General features: G+C 35.6%; 9 protein-coding genes. 8 read left to right on the forward strand and 1 reads right to left on the reverse strand.

Annotated elements, in window-relative coordinates; all coding sequences use genetic code 11:
- The first annotated feature begins 10 nt into the window (after nucleotides 1-10).
- The 7 genes from C1T31_RS07370 to uvrB all read left to right on the forward strand — a co-directional run bounded on the left by C1T31_RS07370 (nucleotide 11) and on the right by uvrB (nucleotide 19,466).
- Nucleotides 11-3,310: a T9SS type B sorting domain-containing protein gene (locus C1T31_RS07370; protein ID WP_103051854.1), complete on the forward strand. Its 3,300-nt coding sequence runs from the start codon at nucleotides 11-13 to the stop codon at nucleotides 3,308-3,310.
- Nucleotides 3,311-3,314: 4 nt separating this feature from the next.
- On the forward strand, nucleotides 3,315-5,759 hold the full coding sequence (locus C1T31_RS07375; protein WP_103051855.1) for a T9SS type B sorting domain-containing protein: 2,445 nt from the start codon (nucleotides 3,315-3,317) through the stop codon (nucleotides 5,757-5,759).
- A gap of 4 nt (nucleotides 5,760-5,763) precedes the next feature.
- Complete coding sequence (locus C1T31_RS07380; RefSeq protein ID WP_103051856.1) at nucleotides 5,764-8,166, forward strand: T9SS type B sorting domain-containing protein; 2,403 nt, start codon at nucleotides 5,764-5,766, stop codon at nucleotides 8,164-8,166.
- 41 nt (nucleotides 8,167-8,207) lie between these two features.
- Nucleotides 8,208-10,046 (forward strand): gliding motility-associated C-terminal domain-containing protein, encoded by a 1,839-nt coding sequence (locus tag C1T31_RS07385; RefSeq protein ID WP_165780086.1) that lies wholly within the window; start codon nucleotides 8,208-8,210, stop codon nucleotides 10,044-10,046.
- A gap of 83 nt (nucleotides 10,047-10,129) precedes the next feature.
- Complete coding sequence (locus tag C1T31_RS07390; protein ID WP_243398905.1) at nucleotides 10,130-14,995, forward strand: T9SS type B sorting domain-containing protein; 4,866 nt, start codon at nucleotides 10,130-10,132, stop codon at nucleotides 14,993-14,995.
- Between the two features lie 66 nt (nucleotides 14,996-15,061).
- A complete protein-coding gene (locus tag C1T31_RS07395; protein WP_103051857.1) occupies nucleotides 15,062-17,392 on the forward strand; it encodes a T9SS type B sorting domain-containing protein in 2,331 nt (776 codons plus the stop codon).
- A 70-nt stretch (nucleotides 17,393-17,462) separates the two neighbouring features.
- The gene (gene uvrB, locus C1T31_RS07400) at nucleotides 17,463-19,466 is read left to right on the forward strand and encodes an excinuclease ABC subunit UvrB (RefSeq protein WP_103051858.1); all 2,004 of its coding nucleotides are present in this window, start codon (nucleotides 17,463-17,465) and stop codon (nucleotides 19,464-19,466) included.
- On the opposite strand, the gene C1T31_RS07405 is transcribed toward uvrB, so the two are convergent.
- On the reverse strand, nucleotides 19,463-19,864 hold the full coding sequence (locus C1T31_RS07405) for a hypothetical protein (protein WP_103051859.1): 402 nt from the start codon (nucleotides 19,862-19,864) through the stop codon (nucleotides 19,463-19,465). The two genes, uvrB and C1T31_RS07405, sit on opposite strands and share 4 nt — an antisense overlap.
- Nucleotides 19,865-20,111: 247 nt before the next feature.
- Between C1T31_RS07405 and C1T31_RS07410 the strand changes: the two genes are divergently transcribed.
- Nucleotides 20,112-20,390 carry a DUF1456 family protein gene (locus C1T31_RS07410; protein ID WP_103051860.1) on the forward strand — a complete coding sequence of 93 codons (279 nt, stop codon included), beginning with the start codon at nucleotides 20,112-20,114 and terminating at the stop codon, nucleotides 20,388-20,390.
- Nucleotides 20,391-20,400 lie beyond the last annotated feature (10 nt).

Below are 20,400 nucleotides of genomic sequence, written 5' to 3' on the forward strand. Positions count from 1 at the left end.
TGCTATCTAAATGAAAAAACTACTTTTTTATACAATTTTACTGTGTATTTCTACTGTCTTTGGTCAAAGACAGGCAGCTAACTGGTATTTTGGGGAAAATGCTGGTATTCATTTTGATTCTGACGGAAATGTCTCATCATTAAATGGTGGCCGATTATTCACAAAGGAAGGCTGTTCTTCAATATCTGACGATGATGGTAATCTATTATTCTACACAGATGGTTCAACAGTTTATACAAGAGAGCATAATGTGATGGTCAACGGTACTGGATTACTCGGTAATGACTCCAGTACTCAATCAGGTATTGTAGTACCAAAACCTAATAGCTCTACCATTTATTACATTTTTACAGTAGGATCTAATGCCACACAGACAGGGCTAAAATATTCAGTGGTCGATATGACTAGGGATAGTGGTCGTGGTGAAGTAGTCACTAGAAATGCCAATTTGCTTAACCAATGTTCTGAAAAAGTTGCAGCGGTATTGAAAGATTGTGAGACTGGCAATATATGGGTTATTGGATTTTCAAATCTTACAGGAAATTCAACAAGTCTTTTTGATACGTTTCACGCATTTGAGGTTTCTGCCGCAGGTGTGAGCAATACAGCTGTCATTTCAGAATTTAGAGGCCTCAATATAACCGATGCTAGAGGCTATTTAAAAATTTCTCCAGATGGCAGTAAAGTGGCATGTGCCAGTGTAGACAATGGATTAGATTTGTATGATTTTGATGTTACCACAGGTATATTGAGCAATAGACTTCGTATAACCTTGCCTGGTCCAAACAATCAACCCTATGGAGCAGAGTTTTCTCCAAATAGTCAAGTATTATATGTTTCAGGATATAACGATGCAGATGCTTTCGACAATAATCCAGCTAGCCATAGTTCTACCTTGGTTCAATATAATCTAAACAGTGCCAATATTAATAATTCAGCTATTGTAATAGACGACAGGAATCTTTATAGAAGTGCATTGCAGTTAGGCCCTAATGGAAAAATTTATCGCTCGATGGCTGCTACGTATGAAACAGGACTTCCTTTTTTAAGTGTCATAAATAATCCAAACGAAGTTGGTACTGATTGTGATTATGTTAACAATGCCATTTCATTGGGCAATAATAAATCGACTCAAGGGCTACCTCCATTCATTGCATCATTTTTTACAGAAAAAATCGATATTATCAGGAATGGTCAAGAATCAACCTATTTACCATTATGCCTAGGCGACACATATACTCTAACAGCCGATTTAATCTCTGGCGCCACATATACATGGTACAAAGATGGTCGGGTTATTGCTACTGAAACTGGGGCTCAACTTGAAGTAACCGAAGCAGGTACTTATGAACTCATTATTGATTTAAATACTGGTGACTGCGAACGTTTAGAGGGTGAAGCTATAGTAGACTATTTTGAAATCCCTGTTGCCAATCCTGTGACTGATTTTATTGTTTGTGATGATGATAATGATGGCGTTTGGAATTTTGATTTAACTACCAAAGACATTGAAGTTATGGGTTCTCAAGATCCTACTGATTTTAGTGTACATTATTTTGAGTCTCAATTGAATGCCGATAATAATGAAAATGAAGTTATTGGTTTTTTTGCCAATACCATGGCACAAACTACAATTTATGCACGTATCCATAATGTGAATAATCCTAACTGTTATGACATTACAGAATTTGAGGTTCAAGTTTTTAGTTCTCCTATTGCTAACACAATACAAACTCAAGAAATTTGCGACGATAATAGTGATGGAGACAATGCTAATGGTCAAACATCAATTAATTTAGAAGATTTTGATGATTTGGTCTTGGCAAGCCAAAACCCTTTAGATTTTTCAGTAACTTATCACAATTCTCAAATGGATGCAGAAGATGGTACTGGTGCTTTACCTCTTAACTATTACAATTCCATGCCATTCCAAGAAGAGATTTTTGTGAGAATTGAAAATAATCTTTACGAAGAATGTTTCGACACGACTTCATTTTTGATAAACGTAAATCCAATTCCAGAATCTTTTAATTCAGAGTTAATACAATGTGATGAAGATGGAAATGTGGATGGCTTCACTTCTTTTAACCTTGATGAGGCTTTTGATGATTTAACTGGCAGTTCTGATACTGTTTTTATTGAATTTTATCCGTCCATATTGGATGCTCAAGCAAGTACCGGAATGTTAGATGCTGTAGGTTACAACAACACGTCCAATCCTGAAACTATTTATGCCAAAGTAATTCAGAATAGTACAAACTGTTACAGTATCGTTACTTTAACTTTAGAAGTTAGTACTACACAAATTAACGACTATATAGTAGAACCCGTATGCGATGAATTGGGATCAGAAGACGGTATCAATACATTTGACTTAGATGCTATAACCTTAAATATCCAAGCAGATAACGGGTTAATATTTCCAATTACCTATTACACATCATATAACGATGCGCTTTTAGAACAAAATGAATTGGCTTCTCCTTTTGAAAATACCATACCTTATAACCAAACAATTTTTTCACGGGTTGAAAATGACAATGCCTGCTATGGAATTGGAGAAGTTATATTAACAATCAATCCACTACCACAATTAGAAGAGGACGAAACCATTCTTTATTGTCTGAATGAATTTCCTATCACTTCGCAAATTGATGCTGGTATTATAGATGCTGACCCTAACGACTTTACATATAGTTGGTCATCGGGACAAGACACTTATGAGATAGAAATCAATCAAACTGGTGTTTATACAGTTACAGCTACAAATGAATTTGGTTGTTCTAAAACACGTAATATCACAGTAGAACCCTCAAATGTCGCTACTTTTGAATCCTTTGATATTGTCGATGCATCACCTAACAATTCTATTACAGTATTTGTTTCTGGTGAAGGAGAATATGATTATGCCTTATTTGATGAAAATGGTCTTTTTGCTTACTGGCAAACTGAAAATATCTTTACCAATATTCCTCCAGGCATTTACACCGTTCATGTTCGAGATCTAAAAAATGATTGTGGAATAGTACAAGAAATAGTATCAGTAATTGGTTTTCCTAAATTTTTTACCCCTAATGGGGATGGCAGCAATGATACTTGGAATGTAAAAGGTGTTTCCGGAATGTTCCAACCCAATTCAAAAATTTTAATTTTTGACAGATATGGCAAATTATTAAAAGAAATAAGCCCTTCAGGTGAAGGATGGGACGGAACCTTCAATGGTGAGCTTTTACCTGTGAGTGACTATTGGTTTTCTGTTCAGTTACAAGACGGTAGACTATTTAAAAGCCACTTTACTTTAAAACGTTAATACTTTGAAATCCAGTAAACTATATACTTTACTGCTTTTAGCTATTTGTTTTTATGGCTTAAATTCACAAGCCCAACAACCAACAGATTGTGTAAACGCCATAACGGTTTGTGGTGATTCTGAAATTAATTTGGATGTCAACGGTATTGGATTCCAAGAATTATCTGGGTTAAACAATTGTAGTAGTCAAGAAAATAACAGTCTTTGGCTAAAAGTGACTCTGGTAACAGATGGAACACTTGGGTTTATTCTAACTCCAGAAAGCACTAGCATTGTTGAAGACTATGATTTTTTTGTTTTTGGCCCTAATAGAGATTGTGGTAATTTAGGTCAAGCAATTAGATGTTCAACTACAAACCCACAAGCCGCTAATCAAGGCAATAATCTAACTGGTATGAACGGAAGTCAAACTGATACGTCCGAAGGACCAGGAGCAATTGGAAATAGCTTTGTTCGCTGGCTTGATGTATCTGCAGGAGATACTTACTATATAGTTATTGATAGACCTATTGGTAATAGTCCTTTTAATTTAGAATGGATTGGATCAGCTGAATTTGCCAGTCCGCCAACCAATGAATCAAGTTCTGATTTAGAATTAAATCTTTCTGAATGTGATGCTGTATTTCCTTTTGATGATTTTACAACAACTTTTGATTTAAGTGTTAATACCAATTTAATAGCCGGTACTCAAACTAATGTTAGCGTCACTTATTTTGAAAGCGAAACAGATGCCAGCATTGGCAGCAATCCAATAATTGGTCTCTACACAAACACATCTAACCCTCAAGAAGTCTATGCAAAAATTACAGATGATTTAACAGGTTGTTTTGAAATCGTTCCTTTCAGGTTATTTGTAGGAACAGGAGCCAATTATCCAACACCAACAGACTATCGCCTATGCGACAATGATGCCGATGGAGATTCTAGCAATGGTCAAGTTGTTTTTGATCTATTGATTAAAAATGCCGAAATACTAGATGGGCAAAATGAAAATGATTTGTTAATAACTTATCATGAATCAATGAATGATGCTGAATTCGACATAAATCCTTTGCCTAACCTGTATTATAACGATATTCCTTATAATCAAGAGATTTTTGTTAGAATTGAAAATTCTGAAAATGTAAATTGTTTTAGTGTTAGGAGCTTCAACCTTATAGTTTTGGATGCTCCAGAAAGTTTTAACGCGGAACAAATTCAATGTAGTGATAATAATTCAGCGCCATTTAATTTAACCAATTCAAATGACGAACTCACAGGTAATCAAAGTGACCTAATCACAAAATTTTTCCTAAACTTTAACGATGCATTAAATGGCACGAATGCCATAGTTAACGAGACAAATTTTATAAATACAAGCAATCCACAAATCGTATATGTCCAGGTCACTAATAGCACCACTGAATGTTCTAGTATAGCCGAACTGACACTGCGAATTAGTACCACCAGTGTTAACGACTCTCAAATTCTAGTTTGTGATGATGATGGCAACGAAGACGGTCTTCACAGTTTTGATTTAACAGAATCTGAACCAGATATCCTAAATGGTGTGCCTGGCACAGCTACAATTGGATATTATGAAAATTTGGACGATGCCATATTAGAAAATAATCCTATTGCAACAAACTATATTAACGAGGTACCATATTCTCAAACCGTATATGCCAGAGTTGAAAACGATAATAATTGTTATGGGATTGCAGAAATTGAGCTAATAGTTAATGAGTTACCAGATATTGAATCTGAAGAGTTACAATATTATTGTCTAAACAGTTTTCCAGAAAGCATCACATTAGATTCTGGAATAATGGATAACGCAAACTATGCATTTTTATGGTCAACAGGTGAAATAACAGAATCAATTCAAGTCAATGAAACTGGAAGTTTTACAGTAGAAATATTAAATATAGCTACTGGATGTATGAAAACACGAACTATAGTAGTTGAGCCTTCTAACATAGCTACCATAGAATCAATTGAAGTAAATGATGCTTCAGACAACAATATTGTCACTGTTTTAACAAATGGAGAAGGTGTATATGAATATGCTTTGTTTGATGAATTTGGTAGTTACACGCCTTATCAAACCAATAACGTATTCAGTAATGTTTTAGGAGGTGTATATACCGTTCACGTTAGAGACATTAAAAATGGTTGTGGAATAACTACTTTAGATGTATTTGTAATAGGATTTCCTAAAGTTTTTACTCCAAATGGTGACGGGCTTAATGATACTTGGAATATTAAAGGAGTAACACCATTTTTTCAAGCTAATTCCAAAATTTTAATTTTTGACCGTTACGGTAAGTTTATTAAGGAATTATCCCCTTTGGGAGATGGTTGGGATGGGACTTTTAATGGACAAGATTTACCCGTAAGCGATTATTGGTTTGAAATAACTTTGCAAGATGGTCGTTCAATTAAAGATCATTTCACATTAAAACGATAAAATATTGAAAACAGAATTCAAATATAGTATCCTTTTCATCTTATTAACGGCTTCCACTTGGTGTTTAGCCCAAAACGAAGCTGCAAATTGGGTTTTTGGCCAACGAGCTGCTTTGGATTTTAACTTTGGGTATCCGATACCCGAACAAGGAAGTCAAATTGATACGCAAGAAGGCTGTTCGTCCATTTCGGATAGACTAGGTAATTTGTTATTCTATAGTGATGGAAGTACCGTTTGGAATCGAAACCATAGTATCATGCTTAATGGTGAAGGATTATTTGGTGATAAATCCAGTACACAATCGGCAATGATAATCCCTAAACCTAATGACGATAATATCTATTATATTTTCACAGTTGATGATCGCGCGAGAGCAAATGGGTTAAGATATTCTGAAATAAATATGACATTTGATGGTGGCTTGGGTGGCGTAACATCAAACAAAAATATACTTTTAGAAACACCTACCACAGAAAAAATAACTGCTATTGAAAGTGCCGACGGAAGAAGCATTTGGGTCATTAGTCACAAGTGGAATAGCAATGAATTCATTTCGTATTTAGTATCTGACACAGGTGTTAATACAACTCCCGTTATAAGCGCAGTGGGATCTGTACATCAACGTACAAATAATAACAATAATAATTCCATCGGATATTTGAAAGCTTCTCCTAACCGTGAAAAAATTGCTAGTGTGATGTCTTATCAAAATAATGAAACACAAGTATTTGATTTTGATGCGGCAACAGGAATTTTATCTAATCCAATCACCTTATCTAATTATTCCTCGGAAGATATAGGCCCTTATGGTTGTGAATTCTCACCAGACAGTAATTTATTATATGTTACAGAAATTGACAGAGCTAATGTTATCTCTAAAGTGCATCAGTACGACTTAACACAACCCAATGAAGCTGCTATTTTAAATTCTGCTGTTGTTATTGCTGTTCAAAATGACGAAGAACTTGGTGGTCTTCAGCAAGCATTGGATGGTAGAATTTATATTGCTGTACAAGGTGGTGAAACACTTGCTGTGATATCAAACCCCAATGAAATTGGAACCGCCGCTAACTACGATTTTAATGGGGTCTATTTAGATGGCAATAGTAGTCACTATGGGCTACCTCCATTCATTCAGTCCTATTTTTTTGCTACTAACGTTTTTAGATATACCTGTTTTGGTGATACCACGGAATTTTCAATCAATACTTCAACAGTTATAGATGGTATCAGTTGGGATTTTGGTGACCCTGCATCGGGAATCAATAATACCTCAACTGACATTAATCCAACTCATGTTTTTTCAAGTGTTGGTGAATATTTAGTCACTATTACTATAGATACTGAAGGTGAAACCCAAGTAGTATATCGAACTGTCACTATTTCCGAACAACCTGAACCACTCAATCTAGATCCTTTAGTTGGCTGTGAAGACAGTAATGGTTTAGCAACATTCGATTTATTAAGTGCCATTCCTGAAGATATTACATCAAATCCAAATGTTTCCGTTTCATTTTATGAAACATTGGATGATGCCGAAAATAGAGTTAATGCCATAATAGCTGTTTCTGATTTTGAAAACTCAAATGGCAGCCAAACAATATACGTCAGATTACAAAATATTTTAAGTGCCGATTGTTACAGCATCAGTGAGTTAGAGTTGATTACTGCTCCAATACCAAATATTGAAGCATTCGACACGGCTTTTTTCTGTGAAAACAACCCAGGAGATTACGTAACAATAGATGTTGGTCCATTGGAAGGCAGTCTTTCAGATTATAATTTTTTATGGTTAGAAACTTCTGAAACAACATCAGAAATAATGGTTCAAAGTCAAGGTGATTATACAGTTAGAATAACACCAATAGCTACCATTTCAAACCAAAATCCTGATGGCTGTTACGCTGAACGCATTATTTCAGTTAGTTCATCCAGTGTTGCAACTATTACCGATGTGGCCGTTAATTATGGCAATTCAATCACCGTTTTTGCAAACGGAATAGGTAATTATGAATATGCTGTTGATGATGTTTCTGGCCCTTATCAGGATAGCTCACAGTTTTCAGATTTAGAACCAGGTGTTCATACGGTTTATGTTCGTGATAAAAATAACTGTGGTATTGTTGACAGTCAATTTTCAATCATTGGTTTCCCAAAAGTATTCACACCAAATGGTGATGGAGACAATGATATTTGGCAAGTAAAGGGTTTAACAGCTCAATTTCAACCCAATGCCAAAATCTATATTTTCAATCGTTACGGAAAACTCATGAAGGAGTTATTACCCACAAGTGAAGGTTGGGACGGCACATTTAATGGAAACCTTTTACCTACAGGAGGGTATTGGTTTTCTGTAACACTTCAAGATGGCACTATATATAAAGATCACTTTACTTTAAAGCGTTAATTGCTAAATTGTTGTAAATTTAAACTGTTGCAACGTTTGATATGTATCGGTTTATATTATTTCCATTATTAATTTTCATTTTTTCTGATAAAATATTTTGTCAGGAAATAGAACTTTTTCAACATTTTAATGGTCGTTTTGACTATACGGCAATTGGAAATACTTTAAATCAGTTTGAAAATAATATTGACCAATCGTTTTGTGAGTTGCTTCCTGAATCTGAAGCCGAACTAACCTTAAATTCGGATGACACTATAGTCGCAGCATTCCTATATTGGGCAGGATCAGGAAGTGGCGACACGCAAGTAAAACTAAATGAAGAATTTATTGCAGCTGACGACACCTATACCGTAGACTACGACGACCCAAATTATGGTTTACTTACGTATTTTGCCTGCTATACTGACATTACACAATACATACAGACAACCGGAAACGGTATCTACACATTTTCTGATTTAGACATTTCTGAACCTTTGGCAACATTTCCTGGTTATTGCGGAAATAGAACTAATTTTGGAGGTTGGGCCATTTACATTATTTATGAAAATGATAACCTGCCACTTAATCAAATCAATCTATTTCAAGGATTGGAAATTATTAATAGAAACGTCCAGGAAAAAATAATCACTTTAGAAAACATCAATGTTCTCGATAACGATGGTGCTAAAATTGGGTTTTTAGCATGGGAAGGTGATTCGTTGCTAAATTTTGGCGAATCGCTTTCAATTAATAATAATATTATCTCCAATCCACCATTAAATCCTGCCAACAATGCCTTCAATGGCACTAATTCCTTTACAAACAGTACTGAATTCTATAATTGCGATTTGGACTTTTATAATATTGAGAATAATATCAACATTGGAGATACGTCAGTTGAAATAAAACTGACTACAGGTCAGACCATTGGTGGGACTATTTTTGCCGACCTTATCATATTAAATAATGTTATAACCGTATTAAACAGTCAACTACCTGATGCGACTGTTCAAATTGATAACATAGAAAAATTTTGTGCGTCTAGAGACCTAGAAATTGATTACACGGTCTACAATAACAATGCAACTGATATTTTACCAGCCAATACGCCAATTGCGTTTTATGCAGATTCTCAACTCATTGCTCAAAGCCAAACGATGAATGATATCCCTATAGGTGGAAGTGAAAGTAGTAGCATATTGATAACTATTCCTGATAGTTTGCCATTGAATTTTATTTTAAACGTAATGGTAGATGACGACGGTAGTAGTAATGGAATTGTATTAGAACTTAATGAAACCAACAATAACACCAACACTGCCATTGAACTCATCCCATTTCCTGAAATACAGCCGCTTGATCCACTTATAGGCTGTGATATTGGTTTCAATACAGCAATTTTTGATCTAACTATTAAAGAAGAGAATCTATCAGTAGAATCGCCAAATGATATTAATTATTTCACCTCATTGGAGGACTTACAAGCTAATTCTAATGCCATTTTAATACCTGACAATTATCAAAATAATACATTACCCGAATTTATTTATATAAGAGTTGAGACAGATTTATGTTATGAAATCTATGTATTTGAACTTTTAGTTGATAATTGCCCACCTTATGTGCCGCAGGTTTTTACACCTAATAATGATGGTTATAACGACTGGTTTAATATACAAGGGTTGTATGACATTTTTGAAAGACACCGATTGCTCATCTACAACCGTTGGGGAACACTCATATTTGAAGGAAACAATGATACTAAATGGGATGGCAGAGCCAATAGAGGTTTAACTAATCAAGGAATTTTATTACCAGTTGGCACATATTATTATGTGCTCTATCTAAATGACGGCAATTACAAACCTTTAACTGGTTTTGTGTATATGACATATTAAAAATATTGCATTTCATCGATATTATTTGCATTTTATCGTTTTTTTGTTTAGGTTTACCACCGTAAAAGCCAACAGATCGAAACGTGAAAAATCACATTAATCCCTACTCCCTCAACAAACTACTGTTTTGTTCTATTTTATTAAATCTGTTTTTCGGGTTTAATCACCACGTTTTCGGGCAACAAATCTCTATTGATAATACCGTTTCAGTTCAAGACCTGATTCAAAATCGACTGATTCAAGGCTGTGTAGAAGTGTCCAATATTACTTCTAACAGCAATGGTTCTGTAAATGGCATTGGTAGTTTCGGGTATTTTGAACGCGCCAGTTCCAATTTTCCATTTGAAAATGGTATTCTATTATCCTCCGGAAATGCAAATTCTGCTGGCAACACCACTAATGCCAATACCCTAAACGATGGCGAAACGAACTGGGGGACGGATGCTGATTTAGAAAATGCTTTGGGAATTTCCAACACATTAAACGCCACATCTATCGAGTTTGATTTTGTTTCTGTAACCAATCAAGTACAATTCAATTATATTTTAGCCTCAGAAGAATATTTTGCCAATTATCCTTGTGAATACTCCGATGGATTTGCATTTTTAATCAAAGAAGCTGGTACGACTAATCCTTATGAAAATGTGGCATTAATTCCTGGAACCTCTACGCCTGTTAACACCAATACCATTCATGAGGAAATAGTTGGTTTTTGTGAAGCCTCCAATGAATCTTACTTTGAAGGTTATAATTTAGGTGATACCAATTTTAATGGAAGAACGACAGTTTTAACAGCTACAGCTGCCATTCAACCCAATGTACAATATCATATTAAGTTAGTCATTGCTGATCAAACAGATGAAAACTTTGACTCTGCCGTTTTTATTGAAGGTAATAGTTTTAATGCAACAGTCGATTTAGGTCCAGACATCACAACATGTGCTGAAGATGTTGCCTTATCGGCCGACACAGAAAACAATTTGGCCACTTACAACTGGTTTCTAAATGGCAATCTAATTTTCGGTGAAACGAGTCCAAATCTGTTAGTTACTTCCAGTGGATCATACACGGTTCAAATATCCATCCCCATTAACAATACAACTTGTGAAATTGAAGACACTATTGAAGTGACGTTAAATTCCGAACAATCTGCTGAAAATATCAGCGATTATGAAGTTTGTGACGACTCAAGTAATGATGGTATTGCAATCTTTGACTTGACAATTAAAAATGATGAAGTACTGAATGCCGTGCCCAGTTCCAATTACAACATCAGTTATCATTACTCGCAAAGTGAAGCAGAGAACAATAACAATCCTATTACAACCAGTATACAGAATACAAGCAATCCACAAACCATTTTTGTAAGAATTGAAGATATTGATAACGGTTGTTTGGCTTTTACCACTTTTAATCTCATCGTAAATCCGATACCAACTATTACCGAACCCACACAATTAGATGTTTGCGATGATGCTACTTCAGATGGTTTTACATCCATAGATTTAACCATTAAAAACGATGAAATAACCAATAGTAATCCAGACTTATTGGTATCCTATCATTATTCTCAAGAAGATGCCGATGCAGGAATAAATGCAGTACCCACTCCTTATGTTAACACCAACCAAACTGAACAACTGTTTATTAGAGTCGTTAATGCTATTACAGGGTGTATGACTACAACATCTTTGGTTGTTAATGTACTAGATACACCCTTCATTAACAATGAAACCCAAGTAATTGATACTTGCGAACAAGACGGAGACGGTTTTGAAACGTTTGACTTATCAACTATTATTGATGATGTATTGCAAGGAACAACAGGTGTTTCTACCTCATTTCACACTAGTTATGAGGATGCACAAACAGGTGACAACCCGATAAGCGATATTGAAAATTATGAAAATACCATTCCTAATGTTCAAACTATTTACATAAGAGTCATTGATGACAATACAGGGTGTGTTTCCATTTCTAATATTGAATTACACACTAATATTCTAGAATCAGGCACCAACATCAGAAACTTTTATCGATGTGACGACGCATCCAATGATGGCATAGAAACATTCAATCTTGAAAATATTGCTGAAAATATTGTCAATGGTCTAGAAAATGTCCAGATTAATTTCTTTGAAACAGAAATAGATAGAGACAATAACACAAACCCAATTGATCAAACAATTCCTTATGAAGTCTCGGACAGTCCGCATCAATTATTTTTGACCGTTTTCAGTAACGATTGTACGTATTTTTCTGATGTCAGTTTAATTATTCACCCAGCAGTTATTATACCAACACTAGACCCTGTTACTTATTGTGATAATGATGATGATGGCTTTACCGCTATTGAATTAGCGACTTTTGATTCTTATGTGAGTTCTGGAATAACCAATCCAAACATATCTTATTTCTTAACACAGGAAGATGCCGATAATAACGAAAACCTATTACCACCATTTTACAACAATATCAGCAACCCTCAAACAATATTCGTTCGTATTGTAAGCAACGATACCAATTGTAGTGATGTGGCTCCTTTAGAAATTGAAGTCTTAATAGCACCTAGCATTTCAGAAGCAAGCGATATTATTGTTTGTGACGATAACCAAGATGGTTTTTCGGTGGTTAATCTAGAAGCCAAAATCTCTGAAATTGTTACAGATACCAATGGGCTTAACATCAGTTTTCACACCTCACAATCTGACGCCGAAAACAATATCAATGCCGTTAGTAGTCCTTCTGCATATAATACGCAAACACAAACTATATACACCCGTATTGAAAACCAAGATACTGGTTGTTTCTCTTTAGAAATATTTGAAGTATACATCAACACCACACCTATCTTTCCTGATATTTCCAATTTTAGAAATTGTGAAAGCGATGGAGATCAAATAGCTGATTTTTATTTTATTGAAAAAGACACTGAAATATTAAACGGTCAGACCGGTAAACAGGTTCTTTATTTTGAAACGGAAACGGATGCTATAAACCGTACCAATGAAATTGATAAAAATAACGCATATCAAAACACTTCTAATCCGCAAATCATATATGTTAGAGTTGAAAACCTAACGGATGAAACCTGTTTTGGTGTTTCTAATTTCAATATTGAAGTCGGTTCGTTACCAGTTTATAATCCACCTTTAGATGTTTATTTATGTGATAATATATCTAATGATGGTCAGGAGGAATTTGATCTTCAGCAAGTCGTTTTTGATATGTCTCAAGGGAGTACAGACAATTTAACAATCACTTTTTATGACAGCCTGGAAAATGCTGAAAATGAGCAAAATGAATTACCATTAAACTATAGTAACCAAACCAATCCACAACAAATTTATGCACGTATTGAGAACGGCACCTATTGTCATGGTATTGCTGAATTTGGATTAAATGTTATTCAAGTACCGTTAGTGAATCTAGCATCAGCTATGGAGCAATGCGACACAGATTACGATGGTTCTGTGACATTCGATTTAACAGTCTCCGAAATAGAAGTTTTGGATATCCGACAAGACGATATTGTGGTCATTTATCATGAATCCTTGGAGGATGTTGAATCTGGGATTAACCCGATTTCAAATCCAAGCAATTATAGCAACATTGCCAATCCACAAACCGTTTATATCAAAATAACCAATACGGTTTCCAATTGTTATGTGACCATTCCTTTGGATTTAATTGTAAACCTACCACCTACAATCAATGATATTGACAATTACCCAATTTGTGATAACGATACCAACAGTTTTAATTTAAACGAAACATTAGATGCGCTTATTGGAAATCAAGAGTATGTAGCAGTATCATTTTACAGTAACCAAACCAATGCCAATAATGCTCAAAATGCATTATCTGAAAATTATACATACACCAGTAACAACGATACCATTTTCATTAGAGCCGTTAATACGCAAACGGGTTGTGTTGCCATTGACAGTTTCAATTTAATAGTCAATCCAAGACCTAATGCGGTGACACCTCCAGATTTAGAAGCTTGTGATGATGATTACGATGGTATGATGGTTTTTGATTTATCGGTTCAAACTTCCATAGTTTTGGGCAGTCAAAACCCAAACCTATTCACAGTTTCCTATTTTGAACTGGAAGAAGAAGCTATGGATAGTGTAAATGCCATAGCAGACTTAAACTATTTCGCTTTTAATGAGCAAACTTTATATGTGCGTGTTGAAAATAATCAAACAGGTTGTTTCAATATTACCCAATTTGAAACCATTATTTTCAGAAAACCCGATGTTAACATCCCAGACCAAACGGTTTGCTTGGATAACTTACCATTAGTCGTTTCTGCCGAAACAGGTTTTAACACCGACACCTATCAGTGGTCAACAAATGCTACTGCTTCAGAAATTGAAATAACCGAAATAGGTACTTACTCTGTTACTGTAACTTCCGTTGATGGCTGTACAACAACCAGTACATTCAATGTTATCGAATCAGAACAAGCTACTATCGAATTTACAGAGACTGTTGACTTTTCCAACCCAAACAATATTACCGTAACCATAAGTGGTATTGGTAATTATATGTACATTCTCGATAATGGTATACCACAGGAATCCAATGTGTTTTATAACGTAACGCTTGGACCTCACACCATTGAAGTTTACGATTTAAATGGCTGCGCATCGGCAATAAAAGAAATTGTGATTATTGACACGCCTCTTTTCTTCACACCAAACCAAGACGGTCAAAATGATTATTGGCATATTACTGGTGTCAATCAATTAGCAGGTACCATAGTGCATATTTATGATCGTTATGGTAAACTGCTTAAAACCCTACCACATACTTCCGTTGGTTGGGATGGCACTTATAATGGCAGCCCCATGCCATCAAACGATTATTGGTTTGTAGCTAAAGTAGTTAAAGGCGATATCAAATTTGAAGTCAAAGGGCATTTTGCGCTTAAGCGCTAATGCATTAACAAGTAATTAAGGTTTAAACATAGGATATTACTTATCTTTGTATTCCAATTGCATGGAATGAAAAACTACTTGTTTTTATTGGCTTTGTTCGCTTCTTTCGTCTCGTGGTCCCAAAATGTCCAAGTAGACGCCAACACCTATTCCCCACAACAACTTATTGAGGATATTTTGGTTGACAGTAACTGTATTACCAATGTCAATGTGACTAATGTGGTTGGTGGTGATTTCGGAGATTCCGATTTAAGTTATGGTTATTTTGATGCTACAGGCAGTAGTTTCCCGTTTCAAAGTGGTGTGGTATTATCTACAGGCAGATTAAATAATGTCCAAGGCCCCAATACGTCCTTAAGTGATGATGATGCACCCAATTGGAATGGTGACAACGACTTGGAAACAGTTCTGGATGAAAGTAGCACCCTAAATGCAACCATTATTGAGTTCAATTTTGAAGCTGTTGCTAACCAAATCAGCTTTCGATATATTTTTGCTTCCGAAGAATATCAGGAAGGTAATAATAATACTTGTCAATATTCAGACCTATTCGGTTTTCTCATTCGCCCTGATGGAACAACACAATACGAAAATATTGCCGTAGTTCCTGGCACCGAAACGCCAATAAAAGTAACAACTGTGCATTCAGGGATTCCAGGAGGCGGTGGATGCGATCCTATTAATGAAGGTTATTTTGGTGGATGGAACGACACATCGGCACCAATAAATTTTAATGGCCAAACGGCTATTTTAACAGCTGTTGCTGATGTCATTCCTAATACAACCTATCACGTCAAACTGGTGATCGCAGACCATATTAACTATCGTTACGATTCGGCTGTCTTTTTGGAAGCTGGCAGCTTTCAATTGAGTGCAGATTTAGGCCCTGATAGGCTTATTGCCAACTACAATGCCTTATGTACGGATGAGACCTTAATCCTTGACGCATTCCAGACTAATGCTGATAGTTATACCTGGTTTCAAAATGGTATAGAGCTCACTTCTGAAACCAGCGCAACTTATGAAGTAACGCAATCTGGAACCTATGACGTGGAAGTAACCGTCAACGGAACCTGTATAGCCTATGGTGGCATCACTGTTGAATATTCGTCAGATCCTATTGTTTTCGATACCACATTGATTGCCTGCGATATCGATTTGGATGGCTTTACAACTTATAATTTATGGGATGCCAGTTTAGTTATTACGGGTAGCGACCAAAATCTAACTGTTGTCGATTTTTATGAAACACAAACTGGTGCTGAAGGTTCAGATATTGGACTTATTGAGGATCCATCCAATTACCTAAATACTAGCATTGGCCAAACCGTTTATGCCAGAGTTGTTAATCGCAATGGTTGTATTTCTGTTGCTCAAGTCATACTCGATATTGCCAATAATCCTGTTTCATTAGATGCATTTCCTGCATGTGATGACAACAATGATGGCATTACAATCTTTAGTATTGCCGATTTGGAAAGCCATGTTTTAAACAATCCTGATGTGCCCAATACGGCTAACATCACATTTTATGCTTCGGAAGCAGATTTAATCAATCAAGACAACCCTTTTACTTCAGAATATGAAAATATAAGCAATCCCTATGTCGATGAATTGTTTATTCAAATACGAGACAATGGTAATTGTTTTGCATACACCACGTTACCTTTAGCCGTATTTGATAGTCCCGAAATTCTTGATGACGAAACACTAATTTATTGCTTAAATGAGTATCCAGAAACCATTGTTGTGGAATCTGGCGTAATTGGTCACGGCACCCTGACTTATGAATGGTTTTTAAATGGTACTATTTTATTTTTAAACTCTGAAAGTATCCAAATCAATGAAATTGGCATATACACAGTCATTGCTACCAATACTAATGGCTGTTCAATAAGTCGGGAAATAACCGTAAATCCCTCTAATATCGCTACTATAGAAAGTATTGCAGTCAATGACGGGGTTGAAAACAATACCATCGCGATTACGGTTTCTGGTGAAGGTGATTATGAATATGCTTTAGACTATGGTGTGTATCAAGATGAACCTTTTTTCTCAAATGTTTTGGCTGACACACATTTACTCTTGATTCGTGATAAAAACGGTTGTGGTGTCATCACCGAAGAAGTCGCCGTTTTTGGCTTTCCGAAATTTTTCACTCCTAATGGTGACGGTATAAATGATACATGGAACCCAAAAGGAATCAGTGCCAAAACTAGGGCTATCAGAATCAAAATATTTGATAGGTACGGTAAACTCATTAAAGAGATTGGCACATCAGAAAATAGCTGGGATGGTACCTTTAACGGAAAACTGTTAAAGACTGATGATTATTGGTATCTGGCCACTTTACCGAACGGCAGGACATTCACTGGTCATTTTACACTTAAAAGGTAAAAGGCCAGAAGGTTTTTAAACTCATAAAGAATAAGTAATTTAGGGCTTTAGAACAAGCTGAAATTTTGCTATGAAATTCAAAATAGAATCCGAATTCCAACCCACAGGTGATCAGCCAGAGGCTATTAGTCAGTTAGTTGAAGGTATCCGTCAAGACGAGAAATACCAAACGCTATTAGGTGTTACGGGTTCTGGTAAAACGTTTACCGTTGCCAATGTTGTTCAGGAAGTTCAAAAACCAACTTTGGTGCTGGCTCACAACAAAACTTTAGCAGCCCAGTTGTATTCCGAATTCAAACAGTTTTTTCCAAACAACGCGGTGGAATATTTTGTTTCCTATTATGACTACTATCAACCTGAAGCCTATATTCCAGTTTCAGGCGTTTATATTGAGAAGGACCTCTCCATTAATGAAGAAATAGAAAAAATGCGATTAAGCACCACCTCTTCCCTATTGTCAGGTCGACGGGATGTTTTGGTAGTGGCTTCAGTATCCTGTTTATATGGTATCGGTAATCCCGTTGAATTTCAGAAAAATGTCATCACATTAAAGCGCGACCAAGTAATTTCGCGTACCAAACTGCTGCATCAATTAGTTCAAAGTTTGTATTCTAGAACGGAAGCAGATTTTAATCATGGTAACTTCAGAATCAAAGGTGACACCGTAGATATTTTCCCGAGTTATGATGATCATGCTTTTCGCATTCATTTTTTTGGTGATGAAATTGAAGATATTGAAGCATTCAACATTCAAACAAACGAAGTCATTGAAAAATACGACCGCTTGAATATTTATCCAGCAAATATGTTTGTGACTTCACCAGAAGTTTTGCAAAATGCCATTCGGGATATTCAAGACGACTTGGTGAAACAATATGATTATTTTAAGGATATTGGCAAGCATTTGGAAGCTAAACGCCTTAAGGAACGGACAGAATTTGATTTGGAAATGATACGGGAGTTAGGCTATTGTTCAGGTATAGAAAATTACTCGCGTTATTTAGATGGTAGACAACCAGGAACGAGACCGTTCTGTCTGTTGGATTATTTCCCAGATGATTATTTAATGGTGGTAGACGAAAGCCACGTAACTATTTCCCAGGTACATGCTATGTATGGTGGTGATAGAAGCCGTAAAGAAAATTTAGTCGAATATGGTTTTAGGCTTCCTGCTGCCATGGATAACCGACCGTTGAAGTTTGAAGAGTTTGAAGCATTGCAAAATCAAGTGATTTATGTTAGTGCCACACCAGCCGACTATGAACTTCAAAAAACAGGTGGTGTTTATGTGGAACAAGTTATTCGTCCTACAGGACTTCTTGATCCAGAAATAGAAGTAAGACCTAGTTTGAATCAAATTGATGATCTCATTGAGGAAATTCAGCAGCGTGTTGAAAAGGATGAACGTACTTTAGTTACTACGCTGACGAAGCGTATGGCAGAAGAATTAACCAAATATTTATCACGAATTCAAATTAGAGTACGCTATATCCATAGCGATGTAGACACCTTAGAACGTGTGGAGATTATGCAAGATTTGCGTAAAGGTCTTTTTGATGTATTGGTTGGTGTTAATTTATTGAGAGAAGGATTGGATTTACCCGAAGTGTCTTTGGTGGCCATTCTGGATGCGGATAAGGAAGGGTTCTTACGTTCTGCTAGATCATTGACCCAGACCGTTGGAAGAGCTGCCAGAAATCTGAATGGTAAAGCCATCATGTATGCTGATAAAATAACCAACAGCATGCAAAAGACGATCGATGAAACCAATTATAGACGGGAAAAGCAAATTCAATATAATACTGAAAACAATATCAAGCCAAAAGCCTTAAATAAAAGTCTGGACAATGCCTTGGCTAAAAATTCAGTGAGCACATATAGCTATGAACTAGAAGCCGCCAAGGCTGCAGAACCAGAAAGTGACTATTTAACCAAAAGTCAGTTAGAGAAAAAAATTCGTGAAAAGCGTAAAATGATGGAAACTGCCGCTAAAGCACTAGATTTCCTGGAAGCAGCAAAATTTAGGGATGAAATAAAAGTCTATCAAGACAAATTGGAAAAGCTTAAAATTTAATTGTATTGGACCCTAAAAATGTCAATCAACACATCTGGTGGCACGATTTTATTAGGAAAACTCTCCATTAAGTAAAGAACCTTATTAATGGATTCATGACTTAATCCCATGCGTAAACCAAAATTATGCAACTTGATTTTATCCTTTGGACTATTCTCTTGGTCGATATTCATTAATAACACCAATCGATGGAATTGAACAATGCGTTCACTATGCGATTCTAAATGAATATAATTAATAGGGTGTTCAATTAAATAATCAAAATCCTCTCTTGATATATCCAATTGCTTTGCTATCGCCAAAAGAAAGTTATATTCAATAGGTTTTAGGTGACTTTCATTTTTTGCAAACGAAATCATTTCAGATAGGAGGCTCAATTTTTCAACCCTGTTTATCATTGTGAGGAATGGATTATTAATTAGTGATATAAAGATACTGATAAAGACTCTTTAATAATCCGCTATAAATTGTAACTTATCGAAAAATCGGGTGCTTTTAATCGATATTTTCCTACATTTACTCAAAGATAAAAGTGTATTTATCTGAAATTAAGCCATTTATGTGATTTTTGTGTTTCGTCGATAAATTCAGATTTCAGGTTTTAGACACGGATTTTAAACACCCAATCAAACCAAATACATAATAATGACAAACAACGATATTTTTAAAAAACTGCGTGTAGCTCTAAAACTCCGCGATGATGAAATCGTGAAAATTTTAGAATTGGTAGATTTTAGAATTTCCAAAAGTGAATTAGGGGCTTTTTTCAGAAATGAGGATCACCCAAAATATAAAGAATGTGGCGATCAGATTTTACGTAATTTCCTTAACGGATTGGTTATACATTTAAGAGGGCCCATGCCTCCTAAAAAGAAATCTGCAAAAAGGTACCATAAGCCTGAACAAAAAAAGAGCAACAAATAAATGTTGCTCT

This window comes from Hanstruepera neustonica (genome assembly GCF_002895005.1).
Classification (GTDB): domain Bacteria; phylum Bacteroidota; class Bacteroidia; order Flavobacteriales; family Flavobacteriaceae; genus Hanstruepera; species Hanstruepera neustonica.